Origin of the sequence: Actinobaculum suis, assembly GCF_900102025.1 — a bacterium.
In the GTDB taxonomy this organism is placed as follows: Bacteria; Actinomycetota; Actinomycetes; order Actinomycetales; family Actinomycetaceae; genus Actinobaculum; species Actinobaculum suis.
Map to the genome: position 1 here is coordinate 78,722 of NZ_FNAU01000001.1, position 17,045 is coordinate 95,766.

Here is a 17,045-nt window from a genome sequence, read left to right on the forward strand (position 1 = left end):
TCCACGAGTTGCGTAACCAGGGTGCGTACTGATGGTGCACAGCTGTAGCTGGCGGCTGTAGCTGGCGGTGCGTGCTTGTGGTTCACGCATGCCGTGCGTAACCGTGCCAAGAATTGCGCATTTTCTTGCGGTCTCTCCTGAGGAGTTGTATATAGTGACAGGCACTGAACAGTCCCCCCGGCAGCGCGCTATTGGCGAAGAACAGTCTTTCGTCGATACTGCGTATGCTGCGCTCGACCAACAACGCGATACTTACCAGGAGCGGCTTGATCGGGTGCGGGCACAGACCGGCCAGGAATCGGCTGGGGAAATGAGCGAACGCGATTCGTTTGCCACCCACTATGAAGACAACCTCATCCGCTTGCGCAATGTGGAGAACCGTTTGGTTTTGGGCCGTCTTGATTACACCGATGAGCGCGCTCCGGAACATATTGGCCGGATTGGTCTCAAGAATGATGCGCAAGAGATCATTCTTTTGGATTGGCGGGCCCCGCAATCTGAACCTTTCTACCGGGCAACTGCCGCTAACCCGGGTGGGGTGCGGCGCCGACGCCATATTCAGACCCGTTTGCGCACGGTTACCGGGGTGGAAGATGAGCTTTTGGACGCCACGCACGCAAACGCGGACGATGAGCTGAATCTGACCGGGGAAGGTGCGCTCATGGCCGCCATGAACAAGGCGCGTGACGGCAAAATGGGCGATATTGTGGCCACTATTCAGGCCGAACAGGACCGGATTATTCGCTCCGACGCGCACGGCATTTTGGTGGTGCAAGGTGGGCCCGGTACCGGGAAAACAGCGGTGGCCTTGCATCGCGCTGCCTATCTGCTCTACACCTTGCGGGAGCGGCTGTCCCGTTCCGGAGTGCTTATTATTGGGCCTTCTCCCGTGTTTTTGCGCTATATCGATGAGGTTTTGCCTTCTTTGGGCGAATCTGATGTGGTTTCGACGACGATTGGCGGGCTCGTGCCGGGTGTGCGGGCCACCCGTACGGAAACACCGGCACTGGCGGAACTTAAAGGCCGCCTAGTGTGGCGTGATATTGCGCGGCGGGCGGTAACCGAGCTGTTGGAAAAGCCTTTGCGGGAGCAAGTGGTATTTGATATCGGCGGGGTGACGGTGCGTTTGCGGCCGCGAGATGTGCAAGAAGCACAAGCCCGGGCCCGGCGTACCGGCCGGCCGCATAATGAGGCCCGCGATACTTATGCGAAGCATTTGGTAACGATTTTGGCTGAGCAGATTGCCCGCGAAAACGAAGTAGAACTAGCCGATAACCAGTGGATTGTGGCCGATGTGGCAGCTTCGGTGGATGCGCGGCGGGAAATCAATTTGCACTGGCTACCTTCTTCGGCAGCCGAATTATTGGAACGTTTGTATAAACGCCCGGCTCTGCTTGCCCAGGTTGCACCCGAGTTGACGGAAGCGGAACGGGAAAGTTTGTACCACGCGCCCGGGGGTGGATGGACCGACGCCGATATTGCGATCATTGATGAGCTTTCCGAGCATTTAGGGGTTTTCGATTCTGATATTGACCGGCGGGAGCGGCGTTCCCAGCGGGCCGCGGAAGCGGAAATTGACCAGTTCACTCAGGATGCGATGGAAGGTATGGGCCTGGGCGGCGGAATTGTGACCGCGGAAATGTTGGCGGAACGGATGAAGGATCAGCAGCATCGTGATTCTTTGGCAGAACGTGCCGCCGCAGACCGCACTTGGACCTACGGCCATGTGGTGATCGACGAAGCTCAAGAGCTCTCCCCTATGCAGTGGGAAATGATTATTCGCCGCAACCCTTCCCGTTCGATGACGATTGTGGGCGATGTGGATCAGCGCCCCGCGGGAGCACCGGAAGGCGGCTGGAAAGAACTTTTGGGCCGGTTGTCCGCGCAGGTGCGGGAAGAACATTTGACGATTTCTTACCGTACGCCAGCCCCGATTTTGCGAGCCGCCCAACGTGTTTTGGCCGCGGCGGGAGTGCAAGTGCGGCCGGTAACCGCCGCCCGGGATGCCGAAGATTCCCTTACTTTGGTGCCGGTGGCGAAGGAAGGCGGGGCGCCGGCCCGGCAACGGGTAGTGGTGGAAACCGTGCGGGAAGCTTGCCTGCATATGGATGATCTGTACGGACAGGATGGCGGTACGGCGGCAGTGATTGTGGCCAGTGCGCGGCGTACCGAATTTGCGGAAGTGTTAGATAGTGCTGTGGAGCTGGCGGCGTGGCGGCGCGATACCGGCGGCGTTGACGTGACGGCCAGGATTCAGCTTTTGGACGCAGTGGACGCGAAGGGCCTCGAATACGACGCCGTGGTTTTGGTGGAACCACAGGAGATTTTGGCGGAAGGGCCAGGCAACCTGTATGTGGCCATGACCCGTCCTACCCAAAAACTCCGCGTCGTTTACTCCGGGGAACTGCCCGCTGGCTTCACCGATTAGGCCCCGGCCATAGCGGGTGTTAGGCCCCAGCCATAGCGGGTGTTAGGCCCGCCGTGGGTTAGCAGCCCCGGCCGGCTTGCGGGTTAGGCCGGCCCCCGGCTTGCGCGTTTGGCTTGGCCGCGGGTTAGGCTTGCGCTTCGCGTTCGGCGCGTTCGCGGCGTAACTCGTCGATGGCAGCTTGGAAATCGTCCACGGAGTCGTAGTTGGAGTACACGGAAGCGAAACGCAGGTAGGCAACCTCGTCTAGTTTTTTGAGAGGTTCGAGGATAGCGAGTCCCACATCATGCGAATTTATTTGGGATCCGCCAGCGGAGCGAACTTCTTCTTCTACTTGGGAAGCGAGTAGGGCGAGTTGGTCTTCGGTGACCGGGCGGCCTTGGCAGGCTCTACCTACACCGCTAATGATTTTGTCCCGCGAGAAGGGCTCCGTTGCCCCCGATCTTTTAATAACAACAAGAGACGCGGATTCAATAGTGGTAAATCGGCGATGACACTTGAGGCACTCCCGGCGACGACGGATAGATATGCCGTCGTCTGTGGTCCGGGTATCGACTACTTTTGAATCCGGATTCCGGCAAAATGGACAATGCATGCTTAAACGCTACTAGCACGGCATGTTTATCAGCAAATAGCTGGGCATGTAGAACCGCGCGCGAACTATTTGCACGCGCGCGCACTAATGCGAGACCATCCGGGCCTCATTACGAGACCATCCAGGCCTCCAGCTCCGCTCAGATCTATTCAACAGCTGCCCTATTTAACAGTTGTTCATTTCACAGCCATTAGGAGTTTCCGGATGCATTGCTATTAGTAGCTTTTTACTCACGCGCATTTACTATCTCGTGCTTACCCATACTATCTCGTGCTTATCTCGCGCTTTCTGGAAAGTCCGCGTGGTTCCCTGTATTTAGCCGCTTCTCAGTTCGTTCTCAGTTCGCGGTAATTCGCGGCTCACAGTAAACCGGCATAGGTCGTATCTTCTTATTGGGCCGGTTATCAATAGGCCGGAATTTGCAAGACTTGCCCAGGCATAAGTTGTTCAGAAGAAAGCCCATTGATTCGCTGTAAATCCGCCAAGGCAGTGGCATGATCGGGAGCATCAACAATCTGGGCGGCGATCGAACTCAAAGTATCTCCAGTCTGCACGGTGACCGCTCCCCCGCTTTCTACACCAAACACAGAGCCGATGAGCAACCCCATGCTCAGGACTACGGCCGCGACAAAAACGTAGAGCGCAGCTTTCATGCCCGCCAGGACCGTGCGTTCCAGATCCGCAATCCCGCGCACTGAATACCCGGGGGCCACATATCCGCGTACTACACGCCTGCGTACTGCATACCCGCGCACTGCATGCCCGCGTTCGCTATCTTCGGGTTCGCTATGGCCGCGCGCCACCTGGCCGCGCGCAACCTGGCCGCGCGCGGCATGTTTGTTGACCGCTTGCCCATTCGCTGCATCTTTACCTGCTTTACCTGACGCAAAGCTCTGTGCCGCCGGGTTTTTATCCGCTGCTGCAAGCGGTGGCACCAGCCGGAGCTGCGGCGCTGGTGCCACGCGCCGCACCGGTGCTTCTTGGTCTTCATATCGCAGTACTTCCGCAACACTCATGCGACTCCCCCGATCCTATTCGAACACATGTTCGTCGAACGTCTGTACGAATACTATCGCCTTGGCGGCGCACTGTCTAGAACAATTGTTCGACACGCGTGGCGAACAATTGTTTGAAAGAGCTCCGTTCTGGCTCTACCCTTGATGTATCCATAACAGCAGGCACCTCCGACAGAATTAGTTGGTGCGCGTGATGAACGGAGTAATAATGTCCCGCCTTCCCGAACTCACCGAGCGTCAGGCATCCGTTCTTTCCTGCATCATTAAGGCGATAACGCAGCGGCATATGCCGCCCACTATTAGGGAAATCTGTAAAGAGGTAGGGCTTTCTTCCCCTTCTTCGGTGAAGCACCAGCTAGATTCTTTGGAACGCCTGGGATATATCTCCCGCGATGCGCATCGCCCCCGCAAAATCGAACTAACGGAGCTCGCTCTGGAAAGGCATGGCTTGATATCCGGTAGTGATTCCGTGCCTGGCGAGGGCTTTCTTTCCGGTCGAAATGCCACTTCCGAGGCGGCGGGGTTGGCACCGGTATTGCCTTTACGTAGTGTGACCGGTGCTGATGCTGAAACCGGTGCATATGCTTCGGGTGGTTCTCCGGCTCCGACCGGTACTGTTTCTCCGCTTTCGCATGCCACCTATGTGGATGAGTCAGGTGAAGTAGAAATACCGGAAGCGGTAAATGTGCCGGTGGTGGGAAGAATTGCGGCAGGCGCTCCGATTCTGGCAGACCAGCAGATCGAAGATGTATTCCCACTTCCCCGCCAGCTCACGGGAAGCGGCGAGCTGTTTACGTTGAAGGTTTCCGGGGATTCAATGATGGATGCCGCCATCTGCGATGGCGACTGGGTGGTAGTTCGCCGCCAACCGGTGGCTAATAATGGCGAAATTGTGGCAGCCATGATTGACGGCGAAGCTACTGTAAAAGTGCTCGACCGCCGCAACGGCCATATTACTTTGCTTCCCCGCAATGAAAACTATGATCCGATCCCGGCTGATGAAGCACAGGTATTGGGCCGGGTTGTCATGGTAATGCGCCGGCTGTAATTGCTGCGCATAGCGCGGCCCGCCGGCAGCGTTATGCATCACCGGCAGCGTTATGCATCACCGGCAGCGTTATGCATCACCGGCAGCGTTATGCGCCACCAGCAGCTGTATTTATGCCGCGCCAGTACCAGTGTTGCCACCGGCCGCGGCTAAACGTTGTAGCGCACCTTGCACGGTTTCGGGATTCGTCGTCGTCCACATGCGCGGCATTGAAGCCATCAGGAAACTTCCGTAACGCTTAGTGGTGAGCCGGGAATCGAGTACTGCCACTACTCCCCGATCATCACTTTTACGCAATAACCTGCCCGCGCCCTGCGCCAATAGCAAAGCTGCTTGGGCCACCGAGACTTCCATGAAACCGCTCCGGCCAGCCTTCTCCGCTTCCTGCGTGCGAGCCTGCACCAAAGCATCATTGGGGCGTGGGAACGGAATTCGATCAATAATCACCAGCCGGCAAGTATGCCCGGGCACGTCCACTCCCTGCCACAAAGACAGCGTGCCAAATAAAGATGCTGCGTCATCGGCCGCAAAAGCGGAAATAAGTGCCGGCAAAGATTCCTCGCCTTGCAATAAGACCGGGGTTTCAAGCCGCTCCCGGGCAAACTCAGCTGCGTTTTCGGCGCCGCGCCGCGAGGTAAACAGACACAAAGCCCCACCCTGGGAAGCTTCGATAAGCCGCACCAACTCTTCCAAGTTCTCATTTCCGTAACCGTCGCGGCCCGGAGCTGGTAAGTGGCTCGCCACGTAAAGAATCGCTTGACGGGCCGGATCGAAAGGCGAACCGACGTCGATCCCCTCCCACGGACCTTGCGAAGGATACAGAAAACCGACCTCGCGCGCCGCGTGCTCAAACCGCCCACCAATTTGCAAAGTAGCGGAAGTCAAAATCACCGGGGTATCTTCGAATAGTTCATTCGCGAGCGCCCCGGAAACATCCAAAGGCGCCACGTACAAAGTGGGGCGTGCTTCCATATCGCGTGCAATCCACGGCACCAAACCGTTGCCCACGCGTTCAGAGAGCAACTGTTCCACAACGTCTACGATTTCTGCCACGCGGGCCCGCAGCACGGATTTCGCGGCCGCATCATTCGGATCCTTACCGGGCAGGTCCGCGATATCTTCCTGCGCGTTTTGTAGTTCGCGCAGCACGAGGACCAGCGAATCTTGCAAATGCGGGGGCAAACCGGCAAGCCGGCCATCTGGAATATCGGTCAATACGTCTTCGAGGCCGCCCGCGGCGTCTTCCAATTTGCCGGGCAAAACATTTTCGCGGCGCAATAGGCGGGCCAGGCTACGCAATTGCATCGCCGAAATGCCTACCGTGAGTTGGGAGGTTACCCGGCTTGTTAGTTCGTGTGCTTCGTCGACGACGTACGCATCAGCTTCCGGTAAAACAGGCGTGCCCTGACTTTGGACGCCGAGCATCGAATGGTTCGTGACCACGATATCGGCGCCGGCCGCGGTTTCCCGCGCCTGGAAAGCAAAGCAACTTTCGTATAGAGGGCAACGCGAACCTAAACATTCCCGTTTAGAAACCGAGACCTGGCGCCATGCTCGATCGGAAGCACCGGGGATGAGGTCGTCGCGGTCTCCCGTTTCGGTTTCGTTCGCCCAATCGCGGATGCGGAGTACTTCCTCCCCCAGGGCCGAGGCACCGTAGGTTCCTTCCGCCCGGGAAAGGAGCGAATCATCTTCCGGATAGCCGCCGGCCACTTTGCGTAGGCACACATAGTTGTTCCAACCTTTAAGCAAAGCAAAACTTGGTTTTTTGCCCAATATTTTCTGGGTGGCGCTAGCGGCAAGCGGGGCGTCATGACGCACGATTTGGCGTTGCAAAGCCAGGGTGGCGGTAGAAATGATCGCCCGTTTTCCCGTGCGCGCGGCCCATTCCATTACCGGCACTAAATAGCCCAAAGATTTCCCGGTGCCGGTACCGGCTTGTACGAGCAAATGTCCGTCTTCTTCCAGCGTGCGAGCAACTGCCGCAACCATTTCTTCTTGGCCGGGGCGAGATTGCCCGCCTAGCTCACTAACGGCTTCCTGCAGGATTTGCGCACAACTTGCCGCACTTACGTTTAAAGTTTCCGTAGTGTTGGACTGTATGTACTCCCCTCCACCGGACTGTGCGTATTCTTCGTTACTGGACTGTAAGTATTGCCCGCTGGCGGTGTTTGTGGATTCTTCAGTGCTAGAAGCTGGGTTTTGTTCTTCCTCATGCATGAGAAACCTGGTCTTCCTGGGCAGCTTCTTGCCAAGCGGGGGAGAATTCTGCGGCGAGTTCTTCCGGTACGAGGGCATGCACGTAGGTGCCGGTAGCCCGGTATTCGACGGGAGCTAGCAGTTCTCCACGTTCGTAAATCAGCGACACTAGTTCGCCGCGATCAAACGGTACGATTGCTTCGAGCTCATGGCTTGGCCGCGGCAAAATCTCGTCGAGTTTTTCGCGTAGCTCTTCCAGACCTTCCCCGGTGAGGGCCGAAACTGCTACCGAATCCGGATAGCGGGTTTCTAGTGCAGCTAGATCTACCGGATCGGCGAGGTCTTTTTTGGTGAACACCATGAGTTCGGGAACTTCGCGTGCCCCCGGCACGGTTTCGAGTACTTCGTGTACCGCGCGGATCTGCCCTACCGGATCGGAGTGGGAGGAATCAACAGCGTGCAAGAGCACATCGGCGCTGCCCACTTCTTCCAAGGTGGAGCGGAAAGCTTCCACAAGTTGAGTGGGTAAATTGCGCACAAACCCGACCGTATCGGAAAGTGTGAACTCGCGGTCGGTGGCCGTGCGGGCCCGCCGTACCGTGGGATCCAGGGTCGCGAAAAGCAGGTTATCTACGAGCACTCCAGCCCCGGTAAGCCGGTTGAGCAAAGACGATTTCCCAGCATTTGTGTAGCCCACGATTACAACGGATGGAATACCTGTGCGTTCACGTTCGGCACGGCGAGTATCGCGGGCAGGTTTCATTTTCTTGATATCGCGGCGCAGCTTTGCCATGCGGAAGCGGATGCGGCGCCGATCCAGTTCCAACTGGGTTTCACCCGGACCGCGCGACCCAATACCAGCACCACCTGCTGCCTGGCCACCAGCTTGCCGGGACATCGATTCACCCCAGCCACGCAAACGCGGCAAAAGGTATTCCAGCTGGGCTAGCTCCACTTGGGCTTTACCTTCTTTGGATTTGGCATGGCGGGCGAAAATATCAAGCACCACCGCGGTACGGTCTACCACTTTTACGTCGACGATATCTTCCAAACCACGCCGTTGCGAAGGCGCCAATTCGGAATCAACAATCACCGTATCCGCACCCACGCTCGCAACCAGTTCGGCCAGTTCATGGGCTTTCCCTTTCCCTAAGAAAGTGGCCTTATCGGGTGTATCGCGCCGTTGCAATACCCCTTCGAGTACCTGGGAGCCAGCGGTGTGGGCGAGCGCGGCAAGTTCGCGCAATGATTCTTCTGCTTCTTCACGCGAAAACTCGTAGATACCAACCAGGACCACTCGTTCCAAGCGGACTTGCCGGTATTCAAGTTCGAGAGCTTCATCTTCAGAAAGGTCGCGGTGCACACCGCTTACCCGCTGGAATTTTTGGCGCTGTTCACGCTCCAAAGTGTCCCCGGACCATGCCCACCGTTCTTCGGCTGTTTCTTGTAGGGAGGTTCCCTCCAGCGAACTGAGATCAACCGTGCCTGCTATTTCTTCCTGGTGCCCCGTTTTTTCTTCCCGGTATGGAGTTTCCTTCTCGGTGTTCGCGGCAGAATCGGTAAGCCGTTGGTCCTCTTTGTGCAAACTGTATTCCTTTCCTGGTGCTGTTTGGACGTGTTCCGCGGCTTCCTCGCCTGCGGAATAATGCTTATTGTTCGTACCTGCTCCTTAACTGTTCTGCCCATTTTCCCACGAAGACGCCGGCGCGCCAACGATACGTATCACGATGCGTGTTTTGCGCGTCACCGTACTTTGCGCGTCACCGTACTTTACCGGTCGCTGTACTTTGCAGGGCGCCGTACTATTCCGGTCTGCCGGTCGCCGTACTTCGCCGGCGCTATCTCGGCGCGCCGGGTTTCTCACCCCTGCCGCGGGCCGAGTATCTGGTGTTTTAAAATCAGGGGTATGAGCGAGCACTATTTTTCCTCCAACCCGGAATCTGCGGCGCATGAACACCCGATGAAGGTGCGTTTGCGGGGCCGCGAGTATCAGGTAACCGGGTCCGACGGCGTCTTTGCCGGCAACCGTGTTGATAAGGGCACCTCGGTGTTTTTGGACAAGGTTCCCGATCCGCAGGTGGAAGCCGGGCAGATCGCCCTTGATTTGGGGTGTGGCTGGGGTCCGCTCACTATCGCGCTGGGTGCGCATGCGCCGCAAGCGGAACTGTGGGCAGTGGATGTGAATGAGCGGGCGCTTTCGTTGACGAAACGTAATACGCATGCCGCCGGTGTGAAAGCCCATGTCGCTACTCCTGAAGATGCTCTAGCACAACTAGCTGACCGGGAGATTCGGCTGATTTGGTCTAATCCTCCTATCCGTATTGGCAAAGCAGCTCTGCACGAATTGCTCGGTACTTGGTTGGCAAAACTTTCCGCCGATGGGGAAGCTTTCCTGGTGGTGCAAAAGAACCTGGGTGCTGATTCTTTGGCTCGCTGGCTACGCGAAACGGGATGGGAGTGCGCCAAGATCGGTTCTGCGAAAGGCTTCCGTATTCTGCGAGTAGCCCGTAGCTAAGAACGCGTAACCCGAAGCTTTAAGCCCGTGGCCCGTTTCTGGCTGCTCTTTTTCAACGTGCTTTCTGGACGTTCTTTCTGGCTGCTCTTTCTGGATGCTCTCCTACCGCTAGGGCTACAAATAGCGTTTACAGATCGACGAGGATGTAGCGCAAGCCGTTATCGCCTATCGGGCGCTGGCTAGTTCTCGGGCGCTGGCGTGTTGCCGAGCGCTGGCTCATTGCCGGGCGCTGGCTCGTTGCCGGGCGCTGGTGTTTGCCCCGGTAGCGAAGCATAGATTTGCGCGGCTATTTTTGCGGCTTGGCCGGCAGTATTGTCGTGCCAGGTGAGCCGCGGATCGGCGGTGAACCAGCTGATTTGTTTGCGGGCAAGCTGGCGGGTAGCAACCGTGATTTTTTCGATTGCTTCGCTTTGACTCATTCTTCCGGCGAGCACTTCAATAGCTTGCGCGTATCCCGTAGCTCGGCGCGCCGTGGGAGTATTAGCCAGCCCTTGTTCTAATAGTTCGGCAACTTCAGTAAGTAGCCCGGCCGCAAACATTTCCTCCACGCGTTTGTGAATACCTGCGTGTAATACGGCCCGTTCCCGGTTGATGCCATGCATATATACCTCCGGATAATGGGAGGTATGCCGCGGGAACCGGGAAGTGTAGTGGCCGCGCAAGCGGATTATTTCTACGGCCCGGATAACCCGCCGCCGGTTGCGGTGGTCAAGCGTTTCGTAGGCTTGCGGATCACGGGTGGCAAGTTCGCGCAAGATTGCTGGATAGTCCGCCGTGGCTTCTTTTTCTACTTGGGCTCGTACTTGCGGATCGGTACCCGGAAAATCGAGCTCATCGAGCAAAGCGGAAACGTATAGTCCTGAACCGCCCACTACCAGCGGGATCTTGCCGCGCTGCATAATATTTGCGAGTGCGGCTCGCGCCTGTTTCTGGTAGGCAGCCACCGATGCTTCTTCGCTAATGTCGAGCACGTCTATCAGGTGGTGGCGAATTCTTTGCCTTTCCGCCGGGGTGGCTTTCGCCGTCCCAATATCCATGCCCCGATACAGTTGGAAGGCATCCGCGGAAATAATTTCTACTCGGCGCCCGCCACCCAGCATTTCCGCCAGCTCTAAGGAAATAGCGGTTTTGCCGCTCGCCGTGGGCCCGACAATCGCGATAATCACTCAGTTAGCCTATCTTCATTCGGCGCGCACGTTTTCCCGCGCAATACGTAGAGCCTTCGTGCACTGCTCATAGGTGTAGCCGCGCCGCGCCAACATGGCATACACGCGTTGCTCCAAAGTGTCCGGGTTACCTGAAGCTGCTAGCAGACGATTCTCTGCCAAACTGATCGCCCCGGCCAGTTCAGTTTCCGGTGCTAGTTCGGAAAGCGCGGCGCTAATCAGTTCTTCACTGATCCCTTTGCGGCGTAGTTCGATCCCGAGCACGCGGCGCGACATCGGTTTGACGGCCAGTCGGCGCCGCACGTATTCCTGGGCGAACCGGGCATCATCCACATAGCCGGCCGCTTCCATTTCTGCCAAGGTCTGGAGAATAACTCCTTCGGGAAGGCCGCGTTTGGCCATCACCTCCCCTAACTCCGCCCGCGCATAGTCCCGCATACCGAGGCGACGATAGGCAATTTCTCGCGCTTTTTTAACTTGCTCTTCCCGAGGGAGCTCACTTAGATCAGGCCCGCGGCTTTTCCGCCTCGCCATCTAGCTTTTCACCGGCTCCTTCTCCGCCGTCTTAGTTTTGGTAGTAGCTGCGGCCTTCTTTTCCTTCGCGGAAGTGGCTGTTTCCTTCTTGGCGGTACTCGCGGCTTCCTTTTCTGCTGCCTCCGCCACGGCAGCTTCCGGATCTTCGCGCACGCCCACGGCAATTAGGATCTTATTTTCGAGTTCTGCGGCAAGGTCCGGGTTATCGACCAAGAACTGGCGTGCCCTTTCCTTACCCTGGCCGAGTTGATCGCCTTCATAGGTGAACCAGGCCCCGGACTTGCGAATAATTCCGGCTTCTACACCCATGTCAATAATTCCGCCTTCGCGAGAAATACCTTCGCCGTAAATAAGGTCAAATTCGGCTTGTTTGAAGGGCGGCGCCATCTTGTTTTTTACGACCTTCACGCGGGTGCGATTCCCGATCGGGTTTCCTCCTACTTTCAGAGCTTCCCCGCGCCGCACATCCAAACGCACCGAAGAGTAGAACTTGAGTGCCTTTCCACCGGTGGTGGTTTCCGGGTTCCCGAAGAACACCCCAATTTTTTCGCGCAGCTGGTTAATGAAAATCGCAGTGGTACGGGTAGAAGACAGCGCCCCGGTAATCTTCCGCAAGGCCTGGCTCATAAGCCGGGCTTGCAGGCCCACGTGCGCATCGCCCATATCTCCTTCAATTTCGGCTTTGGGAACGAGCGCGGCCACGGAATCTACCACCACGACGTCGATAGCTCCGGAACGCACCAGCATGTCCATAATTTCCAGGGCTTGTTCTCCCGTATCTGGCTGGGAGACGATGAGCTCATCGGTATTCACCCCGAGTTTGCGTGCGTATTCGGGATCCAGAGCGTGTTCGGCGTCGATAAAAGCAGCGATCCCGCCTTGTTTTTGGGCTTCCGCTACCACATGCAAGGCCACCGTGGTTTTACCGGAAGATTCCGGACCATAAATCTCCACTACGCGCCCGCGTGGCAAACCGCCCACTCCGAGTGCAATATCCAAAGCAAGGGACCCGGTAGGGATCACCTCAACGCGGCGTGCTGGCCGGTCCCCCAGCCGCATCACTGAACCTTTACCGAACTGCTTATCAATTTGCGCGAGCGCCGCATCAATTGCGCGTTGCCGCTCGTCCTTATTTTCGGCGTCCTTCTTTTCGGCCATTCCCGGTCCTTTACTCGATATTCCTACAGAACAGGCTTCTAGCGAAGCTTTCCCTCTCCGGGTACTTCGCGATCGCCCTCCGCTTGCCCTCTCCGAACAAGCTCTGTTTCTAAGGTACGTCCAGCCTCCGACATAAAAAGACGCCGCGAACCAATCTGTTGATATCGCCGGCGCTTTTGCGACCTGTGGAACACTCTAATCCGAACGGGTGTTCGAGGGAAGCTCGGTTTTGGCGTGTTGCGCTAGAGGAATATCACCCGCGCCCAAACCTCCCGGCGCCACGCTCCCCATTCTTCCCCGCCACCCAGACTTCCCAGGCGCCCGTACTTCCAGGCCGACCTTCGCGCACACCTACTTGCCGGCGGCGGCGCACATATTCGTCTGCAGCGGCCGCGCGTGTTTATCTGCGGCAGCACGGCAGGTTTTTTTAGTGTGGAGGCAGACCACGCTCGTTTGGTTTTATGCGGTGTAGGTACCGGTATTTTTCGGGGAAGCCCATGTTTTCACACAGGGCGTCCCACACTTTTTGGGGTTCGACGCCGTCTTCCACGGCTTCCGCTAGAGACCGGCCGTCTAGGGCGGAAAGTACCATGTCTTGGGCCACGCTATGGCCACGGTCGCCAAAAACCCATTCCAGGTTTGCCCAAAATTCTGATTCGCGCACGCGCTTCATCCTAAACCCCCACCCGTGGTGGGGCATAGAAAAGCCCGCGCACCGGGCGCGGGCTTCCTTTTAGCAGGCCGGCAACCCAGCCTGCGCAGTAGTCTGCTTACGAAGAGGCTTTTAGCGGCCCATCTTGGCGTATTCGCGGCGGACCATTTCTTCCGGAATGGCATCCGGGATACGCATATGGGCTGGAATGCGCCCTTCGTGAATATCTACGCGGTCTGCTGCCAAGCGCAATACTTGACTCAGCGGTACGTTCAACGCGCGGCAAATTGAAGAAAGCAGTTCTGAGGATGCTTCCTTTTGGCCGCGTTCAACTTCGGAAAGGTAACCCAAGGAGACGCGTGCATCCGAAGAGACTTCCCGCAAAGTACGGCCCTGGCGTTGCCGATACGCACGTAGGACTTCTCCCAATTCCACGCGAAGGAGCGCAGGCTGCGTTGCCTCACGTTGCTCCGTTGTAGGAACATTATTCTTCCGGTTCAGGCCGGTCCGAGTATTTTCTGTCATCATTACTTTCTAACGCCTTCGCTGTGCACTTTATTCCCCGCCTGGCGAAATATCTCTGAGATATTGTGTTTCCCCGAGTTTCGCAGCGCTTTCGCATCCCTGATGGCTCCCTTAGTAGCCATCTGTTCTGCTTCCAGTATTAAGTACGCCACTTGTGACTGGAGATTTGCTGGGAGTCTGCCAGAAAACTCCCAATTAGATTTTCCGTATCGTGCTTTACCAACTACCTATGCGCGAAGGCAAAAACATCTTGTACATGGTAGTACTCCCAGTCTACACGGCTGGATCCAGGCCGAGTTTTTCTCGCAACAGCCGGATCGCCTGCCACACTGCGCCGGCACGTACTTCCTCGCGCCCTCCCGGTAAATGTAGCTCGCGTTCCGCACTGCCCAGGCTCCCGCTAATCGCGATCCACACGGTTCCGGCCGGATGGCCATCGGCAGGTCCGGGCCCGGCAACCCCGGTGGTGGCAAGGGCGACTGTGGCGTCATATAGGTGGCATGCGCCGGCCGCCATTTGCCGGGCGACTATCTGGTCAACCGGTCCGGTTTGTGCCAGTCGTTGCTCGCTGACGCCAAGAATGCTGGCTTTTGTTGCCGTGGCATAAGTACATATACCGCCCCGCAGCACGCTCGAAACTCCGGGGACTTCCACGAAGGTAGCAGTAAGTGCTCCCCCGGTTAATGATTCGGCGCAGGCAATGGTCAGGCCTCGTTTTTCGAGTTCGTGTACCGTCTCAGTAAGTTGTGCGGTCGCCTCAATTTTCATTCGGGTTTCCTTCGTGGGCGATAGCGACGGCGTCGCGCGTGTACCCAATGGCAGACCAGATGGACAATACCAACGCTACCCCGAGGATTATCCACCCCACCCACATGCAGGCTTGGGCAAGCATGGGCGTGGCCGCAAACCAGGAGTCCCACGGGACGATCAGCCAACCGGCCCCCACGGATTGGGCGACCATTTTGTATTTGCCGAGGGTGCCGGCGGCCATGACTTTCTTTTTCACGACCGTCATGCGCACGATCGTGATGTAAAGTTCGCGGGCGATGAGCAAGATGGTGACCCACCACCAGAGCCGGCCGTGCCAGGAAAGCATGATAAGCGCCGCCGCGATTAGACCTTTATCCGCAATAGAATCGGCGAGTTTGCCGAAGTTGGTGATGAGGCCGCGGCTACGGGCGAGGTGACCGTCGAGCTTATCGGTGGCAGCGGCGATAACGAAGATCGCCCAGGCGGCGAAGGCACGGCCTGGGGTTGGTTCCCAATACGCCCAGATAAAAACGGGGATGAGAATAACGCGTAACATAGTGAAAGCGTTCGCAATATTCACAATGGGTACTTCAGTTGAGCCCTGATTTTGCTTTTCGGTCATGTGGCCCAGCCTACCGTGCCCAGCCGCGAAACTTGTGGCTCGGCGCGAGATTATACTTTCCGGACTTAGCGGGTGATACGGGCACGGGCTTCGATCACCTCGAAAGGCGTGGCCTGCGCGCGGGTAGTTACTTCCCCATCCACAGGATAGGTATAGCCCTCAACCGTGAATTGTGCCCGCCAAGTAACCGCAACCTGCGGGGAATACATCCCGGGCCGCAAATACGTATGCGTCACCGTCCCCTGCGGCCAGGTATCACCCGGAACCGTACTGTGGAAAACCGGGCTTCCGTCACCAGGATTCCACTCATAACGCACCGGCATCAGTTCCACCACCACTGGGAACCCATAGACCTCTACCTGGCGAGTATGCGCCTGCACCGAGGACATGAAATACACCGGCTTGTTTATCAACACCCAAGAATCCGCTGGGGAAATCTCGAAACTTCCACCATCAGTAACCAAAGAAGCCACATCCTCAATGGTCACCAACGACGCCGCATCAATCTCCATCACCGGCGCGGTTTCCTCCGTACCTACTGCCGCTGGATTGGCAGAATCTGCAGTCCCCCGCGGCTTAAACCGCGACCGACCCAACCAAGCCATCCCCACCTGCTCCTGCGAATCCAACTCCCACTCCGCCGGCTGTAACAAGTGGTAGACACGGCGACTAGAACCAGACCCTGGTTTCTTTCCGCTACGCCACAGGCCACTACCGGAACTCTTTGGGGAACCGTGGTGTCGTATAGCTTCCGCGGCGCTATTGCTTCTGACATCGCGGTGCACGATTGTCACGGTAGCCTTGTTCCCGGTCGCTAGCCAATTACGGTCAAAACCATTTGCTTCTACTTTCGGGATAATAAACATGCAGGAAGCTAGCAGACCGAAAGCTAACGCGACCTTCCAATAAGTATGGCTATTCCACCTCTTTAAGGGCTTCGGATGCTCCAGCATTATTGCTCTGCACCGTCCTCCGAAATCCCATCTTCCGGGAGCTCCATATAGATGTCAGTAACAACCCATTGATCCGAATGATTCTCGAGAATCATTCCTACCTTAAATTCTTGCGCACGTGCTTCGCTGGTGCCTTCAGGGGAATTGAGTTGACTCGAGCCTCGCTTTCCTGCAAGGGCAACGACAAAATCGTTTTGTTCAGCGTCATACCATCCTTGTCGTTCGTATATTTCGAACTCAGGCATCGTTTCCAGATACCCAGTCCACCCTTTTAGTCGCCGAATTTCTTCCTGGCACCATGCACACTCGGCACCCGACATTTTTTCGAGGTCTTCTGTTTCCAAAGTCGTGGCACCATACAAGGTGAGTAGCAAATAATATTCAGCCGCGGCGATAGCGCCGTCGGCATCGACGTTTTCCATTGCGGCCGGCGGGACTGGTTTTTCCGCTTCGCCAGCTTCCTTCACGGCTGTTGTGGAATCAGCGTCATTGTTGGTTTCCACAGATTCCTTGTTCGCGGCATCGCTAGTTTGCAACGACTCCGGAGGTACCACCGTCAGGGTCGGGCTCGGCGGGCTTGAATCAGTCGAACCACAGCCAACCAGAACCGGCAAGACAAACAAAATAGACAATCCAAGAGCGGCATAGCGCCACGCGGCAGGCCGCCACACAAATCTAGGCTTCATACCGCGAAGAGTAGCCGCTTCCCCGGTATACAACCACTGCCTATCCACAGGACGAAAACTGCGCGGCCTTCCTTCCCAGCGCACAGCCCAAAGCCCAGCCCAGCCCAGTCGAGTTAACAGCTCAGCGCCCGGCCCCATCGTTACCGCACACACCACTCAGATGCGTCACTAGCGCTACACCGTCTAAGCGGGCTAGCTTTG

At 57.1% G+C, this 17,045-nt stretch carries 16 protein-coding genes; 3 read left to right on the plus strand and 13 right to left on the minus strand.

Annotated features, from left to right (window positions below; all coding sequences use genetic code 11):
• The first annotated feature begins 154 nt into the window (after window positions 1-154).
• The gene (locus BLT47_RS00350; RefSeq protein ID WP_083329952.1) at window positions 155-2,428 is read left to right on the plus strand and encodes a HelD family protein; all 2,274 of its coding nucleotides are present in this window, start codon (window positions 155-157) and stop codon (window positions 2,426-2,428) included.
• A gap of 124 nt (window positions 2,429-2,552) precedes the next feature.
• Here the strand turns inward: BLT47_RS00350 and nrdR are convergent, their stop codons facing one another.
• Together nrdR and BLT47_RS00360 are read right to left on the minus strand one after the other, a co-directional pair.
• Entirely contained in the window at window positions 2,553-3,020 is a 468-nt protein-coding gene (nrdR, locus tag BLT47_RS00355; RefSeq protein ID WP_065415174.1) for a transcriptional regulator NrdR, read from the minus strand.
• Window positions 3,021-3,424: 404 nt separating this feature from the next.
• Complete coding sequence (locus tag BLT47_RS00360) at window positions 3,425-4,036, minus strand: LysM peptidoglycan-binding domain-containing protein (RefSeq protein WP_074660607.1); 612 nt, start codon at window positions 4,034-4,036, stop codon at window positions 3,425-3,427.
• Between the two features lie 193 nt (window positions 4,037-4,229).
• Here BLT47_RS00360 and lexA point away from each other — a divergent pair, with 193 nt between their 5' ends.
• Window positions 4,230-5,084, plus strand: a complete 855-nt coding sequence (lexA, locus tag BLT47_RS00365) for a transcriptional repressor LexA (RefSeq protein ID WP_256332473.1) — start codon at window positions 4,230-4,232, stop codon at window positions 5,082-5,084.
• Window positions 5,085-5,195: 111 nt separating this feature from the next.
• On the opposite strand, the gene BLT47_RS00370 is transcribed toward lexA, so the two are convergent.
• Window positions 5,196-7,304, minus strand: coding sequence for an ATP-dependent DNA helicase (locus BLT47_RS00370; RefSeq protein ID WP_083329953.1), 2,109 nt, complete (start codon window positions 7,302-7,304; stop codon window positions 5,196-5,198).
• On the minus strand, window positions 7,297-8,868 hold the full coding sequence (gene hflX / locus BLT47_RS00375) for a GTPase HflX (protein WP_456151697.1): 1,572 nt from the start codon (window positions 8,866-8,868) through the stop codon (window positions 7,297-7,299). The genes BLT47_RS00370 and hflX overlap by 8 nt, the downstream gene beginning before the upstream one ends.
• A 321-nt stretch (window positions 8,869-9,189) precedes the next feature.
• Here hflX and BLT47_RS00380 point away from each other — a divergent pair, with 321 nt between their 5' ends.
• Complete coding sequence (locus BLT47_RS00380) at window positions 9,190-9,798, plus strand: class I SAM-dependent methyltransferase (protein ID WP_074660611.1); 609 nt, start codon at window positions 9,190-9,192, stop codon at window positions 9,796-9,798.
• A 179-nt stretch (window positions 9,799-9,977) separates the two neighbouring features.
• On the opposite strand, the gene miaA is transcribed toward BLT47_RS00380, so the two are convergent.
• The 9 genes from miaA to BLT47_RS00425 all read right to left on the minus strand — a co-directional run bounded on the left by miaA (window position 9,978) and on the right by BLT47_RS00425 (window position 16,844).
• Window positions 9,978-10,964: a tRNA (adenosine(37)-N6)-dimethylallyltransferase MiaA gene (gene miaA, locus BLT47_RS00385; protein ID WP_074660613.1), complete on the minus strand. Its 987-nt coding sequence runs from the start codon at window positions 10,962-10,964 to the stop codon at window positions 9,978-9,980.
• 15 nt (window positions 10,965-10,979) lie between these two features.
• Complete coding sequence (locus BLT47_RS00390; RefSeq protein WP_176764461.1) at window positions 10,980-11,402, minus strand: regulatory protein RecX; 423 nt, start codon at window positions 11,400-11,402, stop codon at window positions 10,980-10,982.
• A 96-nt stretch (window positions 11,403-11,498) separates the two neighbouring features.
• Window positions 11,499-12,656 carry a recombinase RecA gene (gene recA / locus BLT47_RS00395; RefSeq protein ID WP_074660616.1) on the minus strand — a complete coding sequence of 386 codons (1,158 nt, stop codon included), beginning with the start codon at window positions 12,654-12,656 and terminating at the stop codon, window positions 11,499-11,501.
• A 427-nt stretch (window positions 12,657-13,083) separates the two neighbouring features.
• Entirely contained in the window at window positions 13,084-13,320 is a 237-nt protein-coding gene (locus BLT47_RS00400) for a DUF3046 domain-containing protein (protein ID WP_065414490.1), read from the minus strand.
• Between the two features lie 120 nt (window positions 13,321-13,440).
• Window positions 13,441-13,833 (minus strand): helix-turn-helix domain-containing protein, encoded by a 393-nt coding sequence (locus BLT47_RS00405; protein WP_053093561.1) that lies wholly within the window; start codon window positions 13,831-13,833, stop codon window positions 13,441-13,443.
• A gap of 273 nt (window positions 13,834-14,106) precedes the next feature.
• On the minus strand, window positions 14,107-14,601 hold the full coding sequence (locus BLT47_RS00410) for a CinA family protein (RefSeq protein ID WP_049618723.1): 495 nt from the start codon (window positions 14,599-14,601) through the stop codon (window positions 14,107-14,109).
• A complete protein-coding gene (gene pgsA / locus BLT47_RS00415; RefSeq protein WP_065414473.1) occupies window positions 14,591-15,205 on the minus strand; it encodes a CDP-diacylglycerol--glycerol-3-phosphate 3-phosphatidyltransferase in 615 nt (204 codons plus the stop codon). The genes BLT47_RS00410 and pgsA overlap by 11 nt, the downstream gene beginning before the upstream one ends.
• Window positions 15,206-15,270: 65 nt before the next feature.
• Window positions 15,271-15,810 (minus strand): PKD domain-containing protein, encoded by a 540-nt coding sequence (locus tag BLT47_RS00420; protein WP_143021722.1) that lies wholly within the window; start codon window positions 15,808-15,810, stop codon window positions 15,271-15,273.
• 347 nt (window positions 15,811-16,157) lie between these two features.
• A complete protein-coding gene (locus BLT47_RS00425) occupies window positions 16,158-16,844 on the minus strand; it encodes a DUF6318 family protein (protein WP_143021723.1) in 687 nt (228 codons plus the stop codon).
• Between the last annotated feature and the right edge of the window lie 201 nt (window positions 16,845-17,045).

Excerpts from the sequence above, each read along its gene's own strand:
- nrdR (WP_065415174.1), bottom strand. The coding sequence starts at position 3,020 with ATGCATTGTCCATTTTGCCGGAATCCGGATTCAAAAGTAGTCGATACC.
- BLT47_RS00360 (WP_074660607.1), bottom strand. The coding sequence starts at position 4,036 with ATGAGTGTTGCGGAAGTACTGCGATATGAAGACCAAGAAGCACCGGTG.
- lexA (WP_256332473.1), top strand. The coding sequence starts at position 4,230 with ATGAACGGAGTAATAATGTCCCGCCTTCCCGAACTCACCGAGCGTCAG.
- BLT47_RS00370 (WP_083329953.1), bottom strand. The coding sequence starts at position 7,304 with ATGCATGAGGAAGAACAAAACCCAGCTTCTAGCACTGAAGAATCCACA.
- BLT47_RS00380 (WP_074660611.1), top strand. The coding sequence starts at position 9,190 with ATGAGCGAGCACTATTTTTCCTCCAACCCGGAATCTGCGGCGCATGAA.
- BLT47_RS00390 (WP_176764461.1), bottom strand. The coding sequence starts at position 11,402 with ATGCGGGACTATGCGCGGGCGGAGTTAGGGGAGGTGATGGCCAAACGC.
- recA (WP_074660616.1), bottom strand. The coding sequence starts at position 12,656 with ATGGCCGAAAAGAAGGACGCCGAAAATAAGGACGAGCGGCAACGCGCA.
- BLT47_RS00405 (WP_053093561.1), bottom strand. The coding sequence starts at position 13,833 with ATGACAGAAAATACTCGGACCGGCCTGAACCGGAAGAATAATGTTCCT.
- BLT47_RS00410 (WP_049618723.1), bottom strand. The coding sequence starts at position 14,601 with ATGAAAATTGAGGCGACCGCACAACTTACTGAGACGGTACACGAACTC.
- pgsA (WP_065414473.1), bottom strand. The coding sequence starts at position 15,205 with ATGACCGAAAAGCAAAATCAGGGCTCAACTGAAGTACCCATTGTGAAT.
- BLT47_RS00420 (WP_143021722.1), bottom strand. The coding sequence starts at position 15,810 with ATGGCTTGGTTGGGTCGGTCGCGGTTTAAGCCGCGGGGGACTGCAGAT.
- BLT47_RS00425 (WP_143021723.1), bottom strand. The coding sequence starts at position 16,844 with ATGAAGCCTAGATTTGTGTGGCGGCCTGCCGCGTGGCGCTATGCCGCT.